This is a genomic window from Flavobacterium adiutor (assembly GCF_048282555.1).
In the GTDB taxonomy this organism is placed as follows: Bacteria; Bacteroidota; Bacteroidia; order Flavobacteriales; family Flavobacteriaceae; genus Flavobacterium.
The window spans coordinates 547,653-563,904 of the sequence record NZ_CP182487.1; the positions used below are offsets into that span (position 1 = coordinate 547,653).

The following is a 16,252-nucleotide window of genomic DNA, read 5'->3' on the forward strand; positions in this document are numbered from 1 at the left end:
AATTTACAACTTATTACTTATATAGATGAATTTATTACTTCAAACCAACCATAAAAACTTACAAGGCCAGATTGCAGTTACAGGATCAAAAAGCGAGACCAATCGTTTGTTGCTTTTAAAGGCATTATTCCCAAATATTACACTTGCGAATACTTCCAACTCTGATGACAGCGAGGTAATGCAAAAAGCCCTTGTGGGGAATCATGAGATTGTAGACATTCATCATGCAGGAACAGCGATGCGTTTTTTAACGGCTTATTTTGCAGTAAATGAAGGGCGCGAAGTTGTAATGACAGGTTCAAGCAGAATGCAGGAACGTCCGATAAAAATTTTAGTTGAAGCTTTGGCACAGTTAGGTGTTGAAATTTCATATGAAAAAGAAGAAGGATATCCGCCAATCAGAATTAAAGGAAAAAAAGTTACCGCTTCAAAAGTAAGCCTGGCAGCAAATGTAAGCAGTCAGTATATTTCGGCTCTTTTATTGGTTGCTTCAAAATTAGAAAACGGCTTAGAACTTACGTTAGAAGGAGAAATCACTTCTATTCCGTATATCAAAATGACTTTGGCTTTGCTGAATGATCTGGATATTAAGACCAGTTTTGAAGGAAATATAATTAAAGTGTATCCAAAAGAGACTGTAGTTTCAAAAGAAATGGTTGTAGAATCTGACTGGAGTTCGGCATCGTATTTCTTTAGTCTGGCTGCTTTAGCAAACGAAGCATCTATAACTTTGAGTAGTTATAAAGAAAATAGTTTGCAGGGAGATTCGGCTTTGGTTTCTATTTATGAAAAAATGGGTGTCAAAACTACTTTCGAGGGAAATAAAATGACATTAGTAAGACAGCCAGATTTTAAACTTGAAACAGTAAATTTTGATCTTAATAACACACCTGATATTGCTCAAACGATTGTGGTTACTTGTTTAGGATTAGGAATTGGCTGTCATTTAACAGGGCTTCATACTTTAAAGATCAAAGAAACAGACAGGCTTGAAGCACTCCGAATCGAGCTTACAAAATTAGGAGCCAATATTTCGGTGACAAATGATAGTTTGACTTTAGGACTTTCTGATACAATTAATCATAATGTGAAAATTGCCACTTATAACGATCATCGTATGGCAATGGCATTTGCGCCTTTGGCCTTAAAAGTTCCAATTATTATCGAAAATGCAGAAGTAGTTTCAAAATCATATCCGGATTTCTGGAATGATTTAAAAGAGTTAAACTTTGAAATTTCAGAACTGTAAAAATTATTAACCATATAAGTGATATAAGTTCATTTAAATAACGTGAGTTCGATATAAGGAAGTAAAAAATATTTGGAAAACAGAGATGGTTTTTGTATATTAATGTCTGACAAACAACCAATTACAATTAAAACCATCCCTATGTTATCCAATGCTAAAATTACAGAAATTTACTTTATTATAGACGAATTCTCGAAAGAATTTGATAAAACCATGACTGCTCATAGCTTAAATGAAAAAGATTCTCCAAAGAAAAGAAACCGAAAATTTACGATGACTGATAGTGAAGTTATGACTATTTTAGTGCTTTTCCACGCTATGGGTTACAAAAATTTGAAGCATTTTTATTTGTTTTATATTGGGAAGCATTTGAAAAAAGAATTCCCAAACCTTGTTTCCTATAACAGATTTGTAGAACTTCAAAAAAAAGCTATTGTCCCAATGGCGCTATTTTTGAAAACTTGTTGTTTGGGACAATGTACAGGAATTTCTATTATTGACTCAACCCCTTTACGATCATGCCATATTAGACGAGAAAAACAACACAAAACATTTAAGGATTTAGCAACAAAAGGGCATACTTCAACAGGATGGTTTTTTGGATTTAAGTTGCATTTGATTATAAACGACAAAGGAGAAATTCTTGATTTTATGCTTACTCAAGCCAATGTTGACGATAGAGAACCATTAAAAAGCAACAACTTTCATAAAAGAATATTCGGAAAACTTTTTGGAGATAAGGGATATATTGGAAAAGATTTGTTTGAACAACTTTTTATTGATGGAGTCCATTTGGTCACTAAAATCAAAAAGAATATGAAGAATAGTATAATGCTTTTACAAGACAAAATTATGCTTAGAAAACGATCATTAATCGAAACTGTTTATGATCAATTGAAAAATATTTGCCAAATAGAACATACAAGACATAGGAGTTTTGATAATTTTATAACAAACTTACTATCAGGACTTATAGCCTATTCTTTTTTTCCTAAAAAGCCTTCTATAAATGTCGATTTTGAAAATAACAGACTTGTTGCTTAAATATTCTTATATCGAACTCACGTTAAATAAAATGAGCATAATTTCAATAGCCTCCAGTTTCAATTGGAGGTTTTTTTTATCATTAGTTTTTCGGCTTTAGCCAAACAAAAAAATAGGCACTAATTTTTCAAGCATTCAAATTAAATGAATTTATATCACTTATATAGTAGAAAAACGTTTTTTGATGTTGTCGAAACACCACTGAATCAACGACTTTTGAAAATAAACAGCAAAACACTTGACAACGCCTGTCTCACAATCGTATATTTGCATCCGATTTACAATTTTAGATACAAAATCTAAAATCTACACTTTAAAATCAATCTTCAAATATGAAATTATCACACTTCAATTTCAATTTACCAAAAGAACTTTTGGCTGAATTCCCGGCAGAAAACAGAGATGAATCTCGTTTAATGGTAATTGACCGTAAAAAGAATACTATCGAACATAAAATGTTTAAAGACGTCATCAACTATTTTGATGATGGAGACGTTTTAATTCTAAATAATACAAAAGTTTTCCCTGCTCGTTTGTACGGAAATAAAGAAAAAACCGGAGCAAGAATCGAAGTTTTCTTACTGAGAGAACTAAACTCTGAACAGCGTCTTTGGGATGTTTTGGTTGATCCGGCCCGTAAAATCAGAATTGGTAATAAGCTTTATTTTGGCGATGATGACTCTTTAGTTGCTGAGGTAATTGATAACACGACTTCACGTGGAAGAACTTTACGTTTTCTATATGATGGTTCTTATGAGGAATTCAGAAATAAATTGACAGAACTTGGAGAAACTCCAATTCCTAAATATATAAACCGCGAAGTAACTCCGGAAGATGCAGACAGATACCAGACTATTTATGCAAAAGAAGAAGGAGCTGTAGCAGCGCCAACAGCTGGTTTACACTTCTCAAAACACCTTTTGAAAAAACTGGAAATCAAAGGAGTGAATTTTGCAGAGGTAACTTTACACGTAGGTTTAGGAACTTTTAACCCTGTTGAGGTAGAAGATTTATCTAAACACAAAATGGATTCTGAAGAATTAATCATCACTCAGGAAGCTTGTGATATTGTAAACGAAGGAAAAGCAAAGAAAAAACGCATTTGCGCAGTAGGAACAACTTCTATGCGTGCAATTGAAAGTTCTGTTTCTTCTGCAAATACTTTGAATCCTTACGAAGGATGGACAAATAAATTTATCTTTCCTCCTCACGATTTTAGTATTGCAAACTGTATGATCACTAATTTCCATACGCCAAAATCAACATTATTAATGATGATTTCAGCTTTTTGTGGACATGATTTAATGAAAAAAGCTTACGAAGAAGCAATCAAAGAAGGGTATAAGTTTTATTCTTACGGAGATGCAATGTTAATTCTTTAATCGGAATTAATTCAATATAAAACCCGATAGTTTTTTAGAAACTGTCGGGTTTTTTGTTTTTTAATGGTTTCAAGTTTCAGGTTTCAGGTTTGTAGTTAAATTAACCGCAAAGGGCGCAAGGATTTTTATCAAGAATAACGTTTACAAACGCTAAGTTCGCAAAGCTTTGCATTCTTTTTCATAAGGCAAACATAAACTGAACAAGAAAATCCTTGCGAACTTTGCTGTAAATCACGCACAGAATATCAACATGAAACCTGAAACTTCAAACAAAACAAACAAAAATTGTTATTTTAGCAGGCAAAACAAAAACAATGACTTTTCAAAATACACGCGAATTCGCAAAACAACTTGACTCACAAGACGTTTTAAATCATTATCAGGATCAGTTTATTTTTCCTAAAGTAAATAATAAACGGGTTATTTATTTTACGGGAAATTCTTTAGGGTTACAACCTAAAAGAACTAAATCGTATATTGATGAAATAATGAATGACTGGGCAGATCTTGCGGTAGAGGGGCATTTTTATGCAGAAAAGCCATGGTGGGATTATCAGGAAAGATTCCCGGAACCTTTAAGTAAAATTGTAGGTGCCCTGCCTTCAGAAGTTACGGTTATGAATACCCTTACCGTAAACCTTCATTTATTGATGGTTTCTTTTTATCAGCCAACAGCAACCCGTTATAAAATTATCTGTGAAGAAAAAGCCTTTCCGTCAGATCAGTATATGTTTCAAAGCCAGGTTAATTTTCATGGATATAAACCGGAAGATGCTATTGTAGAAATTAAACGCCGCGAAGGCGAACACAATGTTCGCCTTGAAGACATTCTGGCTAAAATTGAAGAAGTTGGTGATGAGTTGGCTTTAGTTTTAATTGGAGGCGTAAATTATTATACCGGGCAGGTTTTTGATATTAAAACCATTACTGCAGCCGGACAAAAAGCAGGTGCAAAAGTAGGATGGGATTTAGCGCATGCGGCAGGAAATATCAAATTACAACTTCATGACTGGAATGTTGATTTTGCTGCCTGGTGCAGTTACAAATACATGAATTCAGGACCTGGAAATGCTTCCGGATGTTTTGTTCATGAAAGACATCATAATGCTAATTTACCAAGATTTGCAGGCTGGTGGGGACATAACAAGGAGCGCCGATTTAAAATGGAACCTAATTTTGATCCAGTTGAGGGAGCGGGTGGCTGGCAGATCAGTAACCTGCCTGTTCTTTCTTTAGCACCTTATTTGGCTTCGGTAGAAATGTTTGCCGAGGTAGGAATGGATGCTTTAATCGCCAAAAGAGATAAAATTACGTCTTATCTGGAATTTATACTCCATGAAATTGATAAGGAAGTTGATAGTAATTTCGAAATTATAACACCTTCAAATCCTGAAGAAAGAGCGTCTCAATTATCTGTTTTTTTACACGGAGAAGGAAGAAGTTTATTCGATTATTTGATGAAAAACGGCGTGATTACAGACTGGCGTGAGCCTAATGTCATTCGTCTGGCACCAGTTCCTTTATATTGTTCTTTTGAGGATATGTATGATTTTGGACAGATTTTAAAAGATGGAATTCTCGCAAAATAAAAAACTCTTTCATTTAATTCTGTAAATTTTCTTCAAAATTTTGTAACACATTATTAAGGCATTCGGTTTTACTTTGTTGTATAATTTTTTTTAAAAAATACAATTATGAAAGCGTTATATTCTTTATTAGTCGCATTAACTGTAATTTCTTGTCAAAATCAGGGAAAAACTGATATTGAGAAAGCGAAGCAAGCCAGTATTGATTCAATGAAAGTTGAAATTAACAAACAAAGAGTTATTGATTCGATGAAAACAGAAATGGCTAATCTGCAGGAGGAAAAAGAAAAAGCAGAAGAAGCACGAAAAGCAGAAGCACAAAAAGTTGTCGTAGTGCGTCAGGATGCAACAACTACAACTACAGCGGCTCCTGCTAAAAAGAAAGGCTGGAGTTCTACTGCAAAAGGTGCAGTGATTGGTGCCGGAGTTGGAGCAATTACAGGTGCTGCAGTCAGTAAGAAAAAAGGCGAAGGAGCCATAATTGGTGGTTTGGCCGGAGCTGGTGTTGGAGCCGGGACCGGAGCTATTATTGATGGCAGCAAAAAGAAAAATGAATAAGATTTAATTTTATAATAAAAGGATAAGTAAAACCCCGATTTCACGATCGGGGTTTTGTGATTTTAAGCCAGTTTTGATATTGGTATTTGAATTGAATTTAATTCTGATTTATAAAAATCAAATTGGTTTTTCATTTTCTCTTCATCATCTTTAAACCATAAAGTGTGCGAAAACAGCTTTTGATAATAGTCGATTCCTTCTAAAATATTGCTTTTAAAAGTCTGCCATTTCTTAAGCTGATTTGCGGTTATTTCTCCTGAAACTGTTTCGATTTCATTTTTAAAATATTCTACATACATCTTTAATTCTTTCACAAATAAATTGGGGCGATTAGGAGATCTTAAAATAGACTTATTTCCATAAATATGCTGTAGCATATCTTTTAAAGAAACTTCCTGATCAAAATACGCCATGTTGGGTCCGGGACAAATTACGACTCCCTGAGCCTGTCCTTTTATTTTAATCTCGTTTTCTAAATAAGCAGCATTTGCCAAACCAACACACAAACAGGATTTCTCTGTAATTTTAGCTTTAGCATTCTCAAAAGCATTGAGTGAAATCGTATTTTTTATAGCGTTCAGTTCTTCCAGTTTAATGTCCTGGTATTTTTTTGACGCAGTACAAATTCCGTGTGAATCGTATTCTTTGCTTAATGCCAGAAATTTTTTTGGACAGGAACTTCCTGCCTTGTTTTCCCGAATGCGCTTTTGTTTCAGAATTTCATTTGTCGTTCCTTTCAAAGTATTAAACGGAACTCCCAAAGGCGAAATATGACTTAAGTAAAGATCTTCTTCTTTAGCATTTATCAATAATTTTCGGGTATCATCATCTACAGATGTTGCTTCTGAAACTAATAAGAAAGGTGATCCCCAGCCAACCGAATCTACATTGTAGTTCTGTAGTAAAAATTCGTGTTCTTCAGACGTACCCACACCACCCTGAACGGTAATTTTTAATTCTAAAGGATGCTCTGGGAAATATGCATTTTTCTGTTGCAGTACTTTTGTCATTAAATCATGTGATGTCTGAATCAATTGCTGTTTTTTCTGTTTAAATTCTTCGAGAATCGTCCCAAGTAAAAGTCCGTCAGTTGCAAAAGCATGTCCGCCACAATTTAGTCCGGATTCAATTCGGTATTCAGAAACCCAAAGTCCTTTTTTGGCTAAAAAATTTCCCTGAATCATCGCAGATCTAAAGTCGCTGACTTTCAGAATGATTTTTTTTCTAAGTTGATTATTTTCATCAGGAAAAAAATCACTGAAATTTTCAAAATAACTATAAAGTCTTGGATTCATTCCGGCAGAAAGCACCACTGATGATTGGAGATTACTGTTGGCAAAGCCTCTTAAAGCAGCATGTGCATCATTAAACTCAGTTGGAAGCTGCTTGTTTTTGACAAAATTATCTTTGTCTAGTTTCGTCATAATATTCACATCAATCTCTCCCGGAAAAAGATGGGACTCGATATAATTTTGAATGTTTTCTTTAAAAGAGATTCCGTCTTCAAGTAAATTTTGAAAACCTTTTTTGATATCGGATGTATTAGGCAGCATCGTGATAAAATTTTCTAAGGCAGTTTTGCTTTCGGCGATCTCTGTTTTAAAATTTTCGAATTTCTCTTTTACGATTTTATCAACCATATTTAGATATGATGTAATTCTTTCAGCTCGGTAATCGTGAAATTTTTGCGTTATTTCCTCATACGGAAGGTTGAATTTGGTGCTGTAAAAATTACGCATCTTCTCAATCAGATCATCATCGGCAATTGATATTACAGACGAAATGCCGTATTGTGCCACCCGAATAGGACTGTCGATAGTATAGGCAAGTCCCATTACCGGAATATGAAAAGTGTGTAAACGTTTCTTTGTCATTTGTTTTCGATTAAAATAAAAACAAAGATTGAAAAAAACATTTTCTCTAAACCTGATAATTGTCAGGTTTGAGATTGGGTCAAATTTAAATCAAGATCTTTTTAAGGGATTCGGCTATACTGCGCCATAAAAAGTTATAAAAGGATTTTTCCTGAATACGCTCCAATTCAACATCTGCATTTTTTGTCTTCTCATTTGAGTCGTTTTTAACTAGCAGATTAACGATAGCACTTTTGAGTTTGGCTTCTTTTTCAGGCTTTTTCTTTTGGTATAATTTCACTTTAAGATCGTCATAATCCAATGATGCATTTCCTTTTGAAATATTGTCATTCCCATAAAAATTAAAACGATATTTATTAAAAACTCCTGCAAATGATGCATTCATATAAGGTTTACTGAATCGTCCCATTGCCGCAACATCAAAATTTGAAATGACGCCCTGTATATGAAAACTGTCTTTTTTGTCTAAAACATTAAAACTCCAGTCAACATTTAGAGGTGAAGTTTTCATGAAAATACAATTTACTTTAATCGTAACGTCATTGGTTTTTTTCAGGCCAAAACCACTTCTTAGATTGGTCGCCTGCAGATTAAATTTATCAAAATTTAGAATTCCAGGGCCTTTAGAAAAATCTATTTCTTCTTCATAAACCAATTTTGATTTCAAAGCCTGCAAAGTGTCAATTTGAAGCGGGAACTTAATATTTCTCAATAAATGATTATAAAGATATTTTTTGCTTAAATCGTCTTTTGGCATTTTACCACGATAAATATTGGCGTCAAAATGATTGATTACAACCGAATTTGCCTTGAAGAAAAAGCGGTCATTCTTAAAACCCCAGTCCATTTTTTTAATTTGTGCCGAGTCAAATTTAAGGGTGTAAATGTCTTTTTCTTTTTCTAAACGCTTCGTAAAATCACGGCGGCTGAATTGTGGCAGGTTAGAGAAATTATCGATTTTTAAAAAGTTCTTTTCAGTACTTATTTTACCAATATTAATATGATAAGAAGCGCTTGGTCTGTAAAACAAACTATCCAGAACTAATGCATAACTTTTATATTGAATCGGAATTTTTTCTTTAAGAGTGGCATCCGTAATTAAAATCCCTTCTAGTTTTAATATAATTTTCTTAATGCTGAAAATAGGTTTTTGAGTATCTAAGGAAACAACATCGACAGCTCCATCATTTAAATAAATATTTGAAACAGCAATTATTTTTCTAAAAGGTTCAATAATTTGCGTTTTAATGCTTTTGCTGTTGTTTAAAAGTTTTTCGCCTTTTTTGTATAAAATTACCCGGGGCTTATTAATAATGATACTCTCAGCCTGGATCACATCATTAAAGGCTAAATCCCAAATATTAAAATGTCCAATTGTGATGGACTCAATTTTAGAAAATAGTCCATTTTTACTGTCTTTCGGTGCGTTTTTCGGATTTACTAATAACGTCTGTGCATAGATATTTCTGGACCATAATGAAACTTCAATTTTTTCATAATTGATATCATAAGCGGTATTGTTTTTCTCGTGAATAATAATGGGAAGCTGCTTTTTGATCCAGTAGTTAAGCCCAATGTTCAGAAATATTCCAACAAGAAGTACAGAAATGAAACCGATTGCTATTTTTTTGTAGATTGACATTATATCGTATTGGTATTAATTACATAAATTTAGGTTTTTAAAAATGTTGTTTTTTACACGATTTTGATTTTAAGTTATAATATTACTTTTGTTCTAAGCTTTTAATATGAAGATAATTAAAAAAATTTCGTTAGCCGTTTTGGTGCTAATAGTAGCTACTGCGTTAAGTTTATTTGCTTATATTTTTCATTTAAAACCCCAATATGAAGGGGAAGTGCAATTAAACAATCTCCAAAAACAAACTACCGTATATTTTGATGATGTTGGGGTGCCTCATATTTATGCTGCGTCAGAAAAAGATGCTATGACTGCTTTAGGTTACGTTCATGCACAGGAAAGATTATGGCAGATGGAATTACTGCGCCGAATTGCTCCGGGACGATTATCTGAAATTTTTGGAGGCGTCGCGCTTAAAAATGATAAATTTTTTGCCGGAATTGGTATTGAAGAAGCTTCTGCAAAAGCGATCGCGAAATTAGATAAAAACAGCGAAAGCTATAAACTTACTCAAGCTTATCTGGACGGCATAAATCAATATTTAGAGGATGGGGTTACTCCAATAGAATTTACTTTGGTAGGAGTAAAAAAGCAAAAATTTACGATAGAAGATGTGTACAATATTTTTGGCTATATGTCTTTTAGTTTTGCAATGGCGCAAAAAACGGATCCTTTGCTGACGGAAATTCGAGATAAATATGGTGTTGAATATTTGAAAGACTTAGGAATCGAAGGCGAATTCAATACGACACAAATTAAAAACTCAAAAGAAAATGTTGAAGAATATACTGAGATAGCAAAATCAGTTGCTCTTCTGTTGGATAAGTCTCCAGTTCCACCGTTTGTTGGAAGCAATAGCTGGGTTGTGGGGTCAAATAAAACCAAAACAGGAAAAGTTATTTTTGCAAATGATCCGCATATTGGATTTTCTCAGCCCGGAACCTGGTATGAAGCACATATAGTTACACCAATGCACGAATTGTATGGCTGTTATCTGGCAGGAACTCCATTTCCGCTTTTGGCACATAACAGGGATTATGCTTATGGTCTGACGATGTTCGAAAATGATGATATCGATTTTTATCAGGAAAAAAACAAAACAGATGATTCTTCTCAATATCAAACGCCGACAGGTTTTAGCAAATATGAAATCAGAAAAAAAACAATCAAAGTAAAAGATTCTGCAGAGGTTGTGCTTGCAGTCAAAATAACGCGCCACGGGCCTGTTATGAATGATTTAATTGAGCACTTAGATAAGAAAAATCCAATTGCGATGTCATGGACATACACTAGAGAACCTATCTTGATTTTAGATGCAGCTTACGGACTTTCGCATGCTAAAAACACAACGGATTTTAAAAAAGCAGTTAGTCTGATCGCTGCCCCTGGATTAAACGTGATGTACGGTGATGCCAAAGGTAATGTGGGTTGGTGGGCGAGCGGGAAATTGTATAGGCACAATGAGGGGGTCAACACACACTTAATTTTAGATGGCTCAACAGGTAAAGATGATATTACGAAGTTTTTAGATTTTGAAGAAAATCCTTCAGCTGAAAATCCGAATTGGGGTTATGTTTATTCTGCCAATAATCAGCCTGAGCCTATCGATAACGGATTTCTTTACCCGGGGTATTATTTGCCAGAAGACCGCGCCAAAAGAATTTCGGGGCTTCTAGACGCAAAATCCGATTGGGATAAAGAGGAGATCAGTAAAATGATTTACGATAACACTTCTGATGTTGCAGTTGAAGTAGTTAAAAATTTAATTCGAATTTTGGATAATAAAGCTCTTTCTGTTAATGAAAAAGAAGCATTGAAGGTTTTAAAATCATGGAAAGGGACAACGAATATAGAAGAGGTTGCACCTACGATTTACAACAAGTGGATTTATTTATATCTTAAAAATACATTCGAAGATGAAATGGGTAAGGGCAATTTCAATTTGTTTTTAGGGATTTCTTTAGGAAAACAAGTTATTGCCAATCAGATCAAAAATGAAAATTCGGTTTGGTGGGATAATATCAAAACCAAAAATGTAAAAGAAACCAGAAAAGAAGTTGTTTCAAAATCATTTCACGATGCCCTTAGTGCTTTGCAAAATCAGTTAGGTGAAAATATTTCTGACTGGAATTGGGGTAAGGTACATACCGTTGAGCACGAACATCCATTAGGGAAAGTTGCAGCACTCCGCAGATTATTTAATGTGGGACCTTTCAATTCTCCAGGTTCCAATGAAGTAATCAATAATTTGTTTTTTGGATATAATGACGAAGGTAAATATGATGTAAAAGGCGGTCCTTCGACAAGAAGAGTCGTTGATTTTTCGGATATAGAAAACAGCTGGAGCATTTTACCGACAGGTCAATCCGGGAACCCATTTAGCAAACATTATGATGATCAGGCAGAAATGTACAACGCCGGAAAATTTAGAAAAATGAAACTGAATAAAGACGAGATTATAAGGACTTCAACAAAATTGGTTTTTAAACCTAAGAGGTAGATTTTTTTTAGGTTCTAAGAAAGCTTAGAACCTAATAATCTCAGCAGCTTATTTAGAAATATATTTACCCTTAACAATATCTCTGGCATATATGTCGAGGTTATAATTAAGTACTTTATTCGTTGTCATTATATTTGTGGTTTGATATATTTTATCTTTTTGGTATGTTTTTAAAAGAGTTTCCAGTTCTATTTCATCATGAAATGCAAATAAATTGTAAACTGCATCCCTGAAATTTCTAAAGTTGATTGTCTCGGTTATTTTCATAGTTTTTTGTTCATCCCATTTTTCTTTGCTGGCAGTTTCGTTTATTTTATTTAAGCAATAATCGACAAAGTAAGTTTTGTATTGAGTTGCCTCAATAATTTTATTGACAATAATTGCATTTTGTTGTGTTGGCATCTGTACTGCAGTCTTGTATTGCTGTGAAATACTTACACAAGGGATAAACATAAATAGTAATAAAATCAAAGAAGGGTACTTAGTAAAGTTTTTCATAGGTTATTAAAGTTGCAAATTGATTAGGGTAGCGCTAAAATAATATTTTTGCTTTAAATATTCGATTTACAATAATGACTTTTAATAAAAAAAACGACAATACAAATTAAAAAAAAAGTACTGTCGGAGTAAGCAGTGTAATGGTTAGAATAAATGATATACTTATTGTATAATTATTTTCTGGAGCTTCGCATTGCTTTTACAACTTTAATATTTTTTTCTTTTGAATACTTCTCATATTCAGTAGTTTCCATTCCGTAAAGGGCTTTTTTCCATTTTCATCATTATGAATTCCCCAACCATAACGTTTCGTTAAAGGAGAAGCTCTTAGGCATGCTTGTCCTTTAGAAAAAAATGTTGCCCTCGCATTTTTGTAATCTGATTTTGTTACATCATTTTTCTCTGCAAAGACCTGAAACAAAACATCATCCGATGAATATTTGTAGGGGTTTTTACTAATCATATCAAATTCAATATTGGCTATTGTTTTATTTTCACCTTTTAGTGGTGGGATTTCCCCATTTGTTACAGGGCAATCTTCTACAACTTCAATAAATGTATTTTGATAATTTGTAGTATGGAATTTCATCTTAATTATTTATTCGTTAGCAATAATCTAAAATATAACTTTTTACTGAGAGAGGATTTTTTAATAAATGATTCTATTATAGTTAGTTTTTTGAAATTTCTAATAAAACTTTTTTCCCATTTTCATTTGTCGGATCAAATTCTACAGATTTTGAGTAATTCTCAATCGCGAGTTTTTTGTTACCATCGGCTAAATAAGCTTCTCCTAAACTATCGTAAGCATTTCCTGATTTAGGATAAGTAGCAACATTGATTTTGAAAACTTCGATTGCTTCTTTCTTTTTTCCCGCCGTTAATAACAAGTATCCAACCCGGTTCATGTCGCCTTCCTTGATTTTATAGGTCGGATCATTTTTTAATTTTGTATAAGTATCAAGGCCGTCAATAGTGCCATTTGTCATAAAAACATCCAGTAATTCAAGTGCTAATGATTTTTTAGGCTTATCAAAAGGCTGATTATATAAAATTGCGCGAATTGCATCGTTCATTTCGTTTAAAACTGTTCCGCCTGTATTGTTCAGTAAAACGACCAGATTCTTGTTGGCAGGAATTCGTGAAATAAAGGTATTAAAGCCATTAATGCCACCACCATGTCCGATGATTTTTACGTTGTTTTGAGTGCCGTTTGAAGCTTCTTCTACAGACCATCCGTAGCCATAGGAATCATTTCCGCCTGTAGTAATATAAGGTTTAAACAATAAATCCATGGATTTTTCAGAGAGCAATTGATTTGTGTAAAGTGACTGATCCCAAAGATATAAATCTTCAACAGTCGAATATAAAGAACCTGCTGCATACGGAATACTCATGTCTATATAGGGAGCATTGTGAATGCTTTTTCCTTGTTTTTCGTAACCCGAGGCTCTGTCTTTTATGATAATATCACTATGGTCATAGCCTGTATTAACCATTTTTAAAGGCGTAAGTATGGTTTCCTGCAAATATTGTTCATATGTTCTACCCGAAACTTTTTCAATAATATAACCTAGCAAAAAATAACCAGAATTGCTGTAACTGAATTTTTCTCCTGGCGTAAACTGAAGAGGCAGTTTATCAAATGTTTTTACAAATTCTTCAGGAGTATAAGGATTTCGGCTTTTATCTTTAAAGAAATCAGGGGCATCAGTATAATTTGGAATTCCGGATGTGTGTGTCAGTAAATTATGAATCGTTATTCTGTTGCCGTTTTCTTTCGGGTAATCCGGCAAATAAGTGGTAACAGGGGCATCAAGTTTTAGTTTTCCATCTTCGGCAAGTTTCACAATTAAGAAGGCTGTAAATTGTTTAGTGATTGAGCCTAACCTAAATTTTGTAGTTGTTTTATTTGGAATATTCCATTCCATATTGGCAAAACCGTACGCTTTTTTAAAAATAACTTTTCCGTTTTCAGCAACTAAGGCCGAACCATTGAAAAGGCCATACTCGTTGTATTTGTTTAAAAGCTGTTCGATTTTTTTTGCCTTATCCTGGGCAAAAATAGTTGGTGAGCAGATGTGGATAATTACCACGAACAAGATAAGTTTAATTGATTTTTTCATAATGACTGATTCGTTTTTTGATTGATGATTGTTTTTTAATTGTTAGATATTCAATAAGTTGTGTTCAATTTACGGTTTTTTAATGAATTGATTTATCTCATAAAATATTAGACGATTGATTTAGTTTTTGGTTTCAACATCGGTCATTTTTTTATTGATAAATCATTAAAAGGATTTCCTTATGAAAGAGAGTGCCGCATGAGGGATAGCAGCGGTATCCTTCTGTGAAGAGAAACGCAACAAAAGATTTAGCGAATAGCCCGGCCCGCTTTTTCAACGGGTCATGCCCATGTAAATATTTAGATTTTCGTAGCCTTTACGGTAAATAATTGCTGTGTTTTAAAGCTTATGTATAATTATTACTTATTTTTACGACCCAATATTAGATTTTCCCTTGATGCAAACTTCATTAAAAATTGCTGTAGTCGGTTCCGGACTCGTAGGATCACTTTTGGCAATTTATCTTAAAAAAGCCGGACACACAGTTCATGTTTATGATCGCAGTCCGGATATTCGCCAAATTAATTTCTCCGGACGTTCTATAAATCTTGCCATGTCCAATCGGGGCTGGAAAGCGCTGGATGCTGTTGGTATTGGAGACTCGGTTCGTGAAATTGCAATTCCAATGGACAAACGTGCGATTCATTTGGTTGATAAACTTAATTTTCAGAATTACGGTCAGGAAGGAGAATCGATATATTCAATTTCAAGAGGAAAACTAAACCGAAGAATGATTGACCTGGCCGAAGAAGCAGGTGCCGAATTTTATTTTGAACAGAAAGTTTGGGATGTTACTTTGAGCGATGCGACTTTGCACATTGGAGAAACCGAAAGAGGTGAGTGGGAAGAACGAAAATTTGATATGGTTTTTGGAGCCGATGGAGCCTTTTCGAGGATTCGTCACAGAATGCAGCGACAAAGCATGTTCAATTATTCACAGGAATTTTTGAATATGGGGTATAAGGAGCTTAATATTCCGGCAAATGCAGATGGATCTCATAAACTGGATAAAAATTCTTTTCATATCTGGCCAAGAGGAGAATATATGCTGATTGCACTTCCTAATCTTGATGGAAGTTTTACCTGTACTTTATTTATGCCTTTCGAAGGAGAAAATTCATTTGCGTCTTTAACAGACCGAAAAATGGTAGAAGATTTCTTTACGAGAAACTTCCCGGATTCGATTGAGGTAATTCCAGAACTCGCAAATGATTTCTTTAAAAACCCAACGAGTACTTTGGTAACAATGAAATGTTTTCCGTGGACTTATGAAGATAAAATTGCATTAATTGGAGATGCATGTCACGCTATTGTTCCGTTTTACGGGCAAGGAATGAATGCCGGTTTTGAAGATATTACGGTTTTAAATGAAATGATAGAAAAGTACGCCGACGACTGGATAAAGATTTTCTCAGAATATCAAATTTCAAGAAAACCAAATGCAGATGCTATTGCAGAACTTTCGTATCGCAATTTTATAGAAATGAGCACTAAAACGGCAGATGAAAAATTTCTGTTGCAAAAGAAGATAGAAAAAGTTTTTTCAGACAAACACCCAGACAAATGGATTCCGCTTTATAGTCGTGTAACATTTAGTGATCGTCCTTACGCAGAAGCCTTGGCGATAGGAGATTTCCAAAACGAAATCATGGAAGAAGTTTTAAAATTAGATAATATCGAAAACATCTGGAATTCACCAGAAGTTGAAAACAAGATTCTGGAATTGCTTCACAAATAAATTCAATGTCAAAAATCAATTCAGAAATTGCTATTGTAATTGATTTTTGACATTGTAA

11 protein-coding genes and 1 pseudogene are annotated in these 16,252 nt (G+C 33.8%); 7 read left to right on the top strand and 5 right to left on the bottom strand.

All coding sequences use genetic code 11. The annotated features are described in order from the left end of the window. Positions 1-25 precede the first annotated feature (25 nt). The 5 genes from aroA to ACNC7R_RS02340 all read left to right on the top strand — a co-directional run bounded on the left by aroA (position 26) and on the right by ACNC7R_RS02340 (position 5,819). Positions 26-1,249 carry a 3-phosphoshikimate 1-carboxyvinyltransferase gene (gene aroA, locus ACNC7R_RS02320; RefSeq protein WP_417939400.1) on the top strand — a complete coding sequence of 408 codons (1,224 nt, stop codon included), beginning with the start codon at positions 26-28 and terminating at the stop codon, positions 1,247-1,249. Positions 1,250-1,390: 141 nt separating this feature from the next. Continuing rightward, positions 1,391-2,293, top strand: a complete 903-nt coding sequence (locus ACNC7R_RS02325; protein WP_417943122.1) for an IS982 family transposase — start codon at positions 1,391-1,393, stop codon at positions 2,291-2,293. A 332-nt stretch (positions 2,294-2,625) separates the two neighbouring features. Then, the gene (queA, locus tag ACNC7R_RS02330; RefSeq protein WP_417939401.1) at positions 2,626-3,675 is read left to right on the top strand and encodes a tRNA preQ1(34) S-adenosylmethionine ribosyltransferase-isomerase QueA; all 1,050 of its coding nucleotides are present in this window, start codon (positions 2,626-2,628) and stop codon (positions 3,673-3,675) included. A gap of 314 nt (positions 3,676-3,989) precedes the next feature. Next, entirely contained in the window at positions 3,990-5,264 is a 1,275-nt protein-coding gene (kynU, locus tag ACNC7R_RS02335; RefSeq protein ID WP_417939403.1) for a kynureninase, read from the top strand. Positions 5,265-5,369: 105 nt separating this feature from the next. Further along, positions 5,370-5,819, top strand: coding sequence for a YMGG-like glycine zipper-containing protein (locus ACNC7R_RS02340; RefSeq protein ID WP_417939405.1), 450 nt, complete (start codon positions 5,370-5,372; stop codon positions 5,817-5,819). Between the two features lie 62 nt (positions 5,820-5,881). On the opposite strand, the gene ACNC7R_RS02345 is transcribed toward ACNC7R_RS02340, so the two are convergent. Both ACNC7R_RS02345 and ACNC7R_RS02350 read right to left on the bottom strand, forming a co-directional pair. Continuing rightward, positions 5,882-7,693 carry a hypothetical protein gene (locus ACNC7R_RS02345; protein ID WP_417939407.1) on the bottom strand — a complete coding sequence of 604 codons (1,812 nt, stop codon included), beginning with the start codon at positions 7,691-7,693 and terminating at the stop codon, positions 5,882-5,884. Positions 7,694-7,778: 85 nt separating this feature from the next. Continuing rightward, complete coding sequence (locus tag ACNC7R_RS02350; protein ID WP_417939408.1) at positions 7,779-9,335, bottom strand: hypothetical protein; 1,557 nt, start codon at positions 9,333-9,335, stop codon at positions 7,779-7,781. A gap of 106 nt (positions 9,336-9,441) precedes the next feature. Between ACNC7R_RS02350 and ACNC7R_RS02355 the strand changes: the two genes are divergently transcribed. Continuing rightward, positions 9,442-11,832 (top strand): penicillin acylase family protein, encoded by a 2,391-nt coding sequence (locus ACNC7R_RS02355; RefSeq protein WP_417939410.1) that lies wholly within the window; start codon positions 9,442-9,444, stop codon positions 11,830-11,832. A gap of 48 nt (positions 11,833-11,880) precedes the next feature. Here the strand turns inward: ACNC7R_RS02355 and ACNC7R_RS02360 are convergent, their stop codons facing one another. From ACNC7R_RS02360 to ACNC7R_RS02370, 3 genes and pseudogenes are all read right to left on the bottom strand, one after another. Continuing rightward, complete coding sequence (locus ACNC7R_RS02360) at positions 11,881-12,330, bottom strand: hypothetical protein (RefSeq protein ID WP_417939411.1); 450 nt, start codon at positions 12,328-12,330, stop codon at positions 11,881-11,883. 173 nt (positions 12,331-12,503) lie between these two features. After that, positions 12,504-12,919, bottom strand: a pseudogene (locus ACNC7R_RS02365) (DUF6157 family protein). Between the two features lie 82 nt (positions 12,920-13,001). Further along, the gene (locus ACNC7R_RS02370) at positions 13,002-14,456 is read right to left on the bottom strand and encodes a serine hydrolase (protein WP_417939413.1); all 1,455 of its coding nucleotides are present in this window, start codon (positions 14,454-14,456) and stop codon (positions 13,002-13,004) included. A gap of 397 nt (positions 14,457-14,853) precedes the next feature. On the opposite strand from ACNC7R_RS02370, the gene ACNC7R_RS02375 reads away from it, so the two are divergent. Beyond that, the gene (locus ACNC7R_RS02375) at positions 14,854-16,194 is read left to right on the top strand and encodes an FAD-dependent oxidoreductase (RefSeq protein ID WP_417939414.1); all 1,341 of its coding nucleotides are present in this window, start codon (positions 14,854-14,856) and stop codon (positions 16,192-16,194) included. The last annotated feature ends 58 nt before the right edge of the window (positions 16,195-16,252 follow it).

Excerpts from the sequence above, each read along its gene's own strand:
- ACNC7R_RS02350 (WP_417939408.1), bottom strand. The coding sequence starts at position 9,335 with ATGTCAATCTACAAAAAAATAGCAATCGGTTTCATTTCTGTACTTCTT.
- ACNC7R_RS02360 (WP_417939411.1), bottom strand. The coding sequence starts at position 12,330 with ATGAAAAACTTTACTAAGTACCCTTCTTTGATTTTATTACTATTTATG.
- ACNC7R_RS02340 (WP_417939405.1), top strand. The coding sequence starts at position 5,370 with ATGAAAGCGTTATATTCTTTATTAGTCGCATTAACTGTAATTTCTTGT.
- kynU (WP_417939403.1), top strand. The coding sequence starts at position 3,990 with ATGACTTTTCAAAATACACGCGAATTCGCAAAACAACTTGACTCACAA.
- ACNC7R_RS02345 (WP_417939407.1), bottom strand. The coding sequence starts at position 7,693 with ATGACAAAGAAACGTTTACACACTTTTCATATTCCGGTAATGGGACTT.
- ACNC7R_RS02370 (WP_417939413.1), bottom strand. The coding sequence starts at position 14,456 with ATGAAAAAATCAATTAAACTTATCTTGTTCGTGGTAATTATCCACATC.
- ACNC7R_RS02375 (WP_417939414.1), top strand. The coding sequence starts at position 14,854 with ATGCAAACTTCATTAAAAATTGCTGTAGTCGGTTCCGGACTCGTAGGA.
- ACNC7R_RS02325 (WP_417943122.1), top strand. The coding sequence starts at position 1,391 with ATGTTATCCAATGCTAAAATTACAGAAATTTACTTTATTATAGACGAA.
- aroA (WP_417939400.1), top strand. The coding sequence starts at position 26 with ATGAATTTATTACTTCAAACCAACCATAAAAACTTACAAGGCCAGATT.
- queA (WP_417939401.1), top strand. The coding sequence starts at position 2,626 with ATGAAATTATCACACTTCAATTTCAATTTACCAAAAGAACTTTTGGCT.
- ACNC7R_RS02355 (WP_417939410.1), top strand. The coding sequence starts at position 9,442 with ATGAAGATAATTAAAAAAATTTCGTTAGCCGTTTTGGTGCTAATAGTA.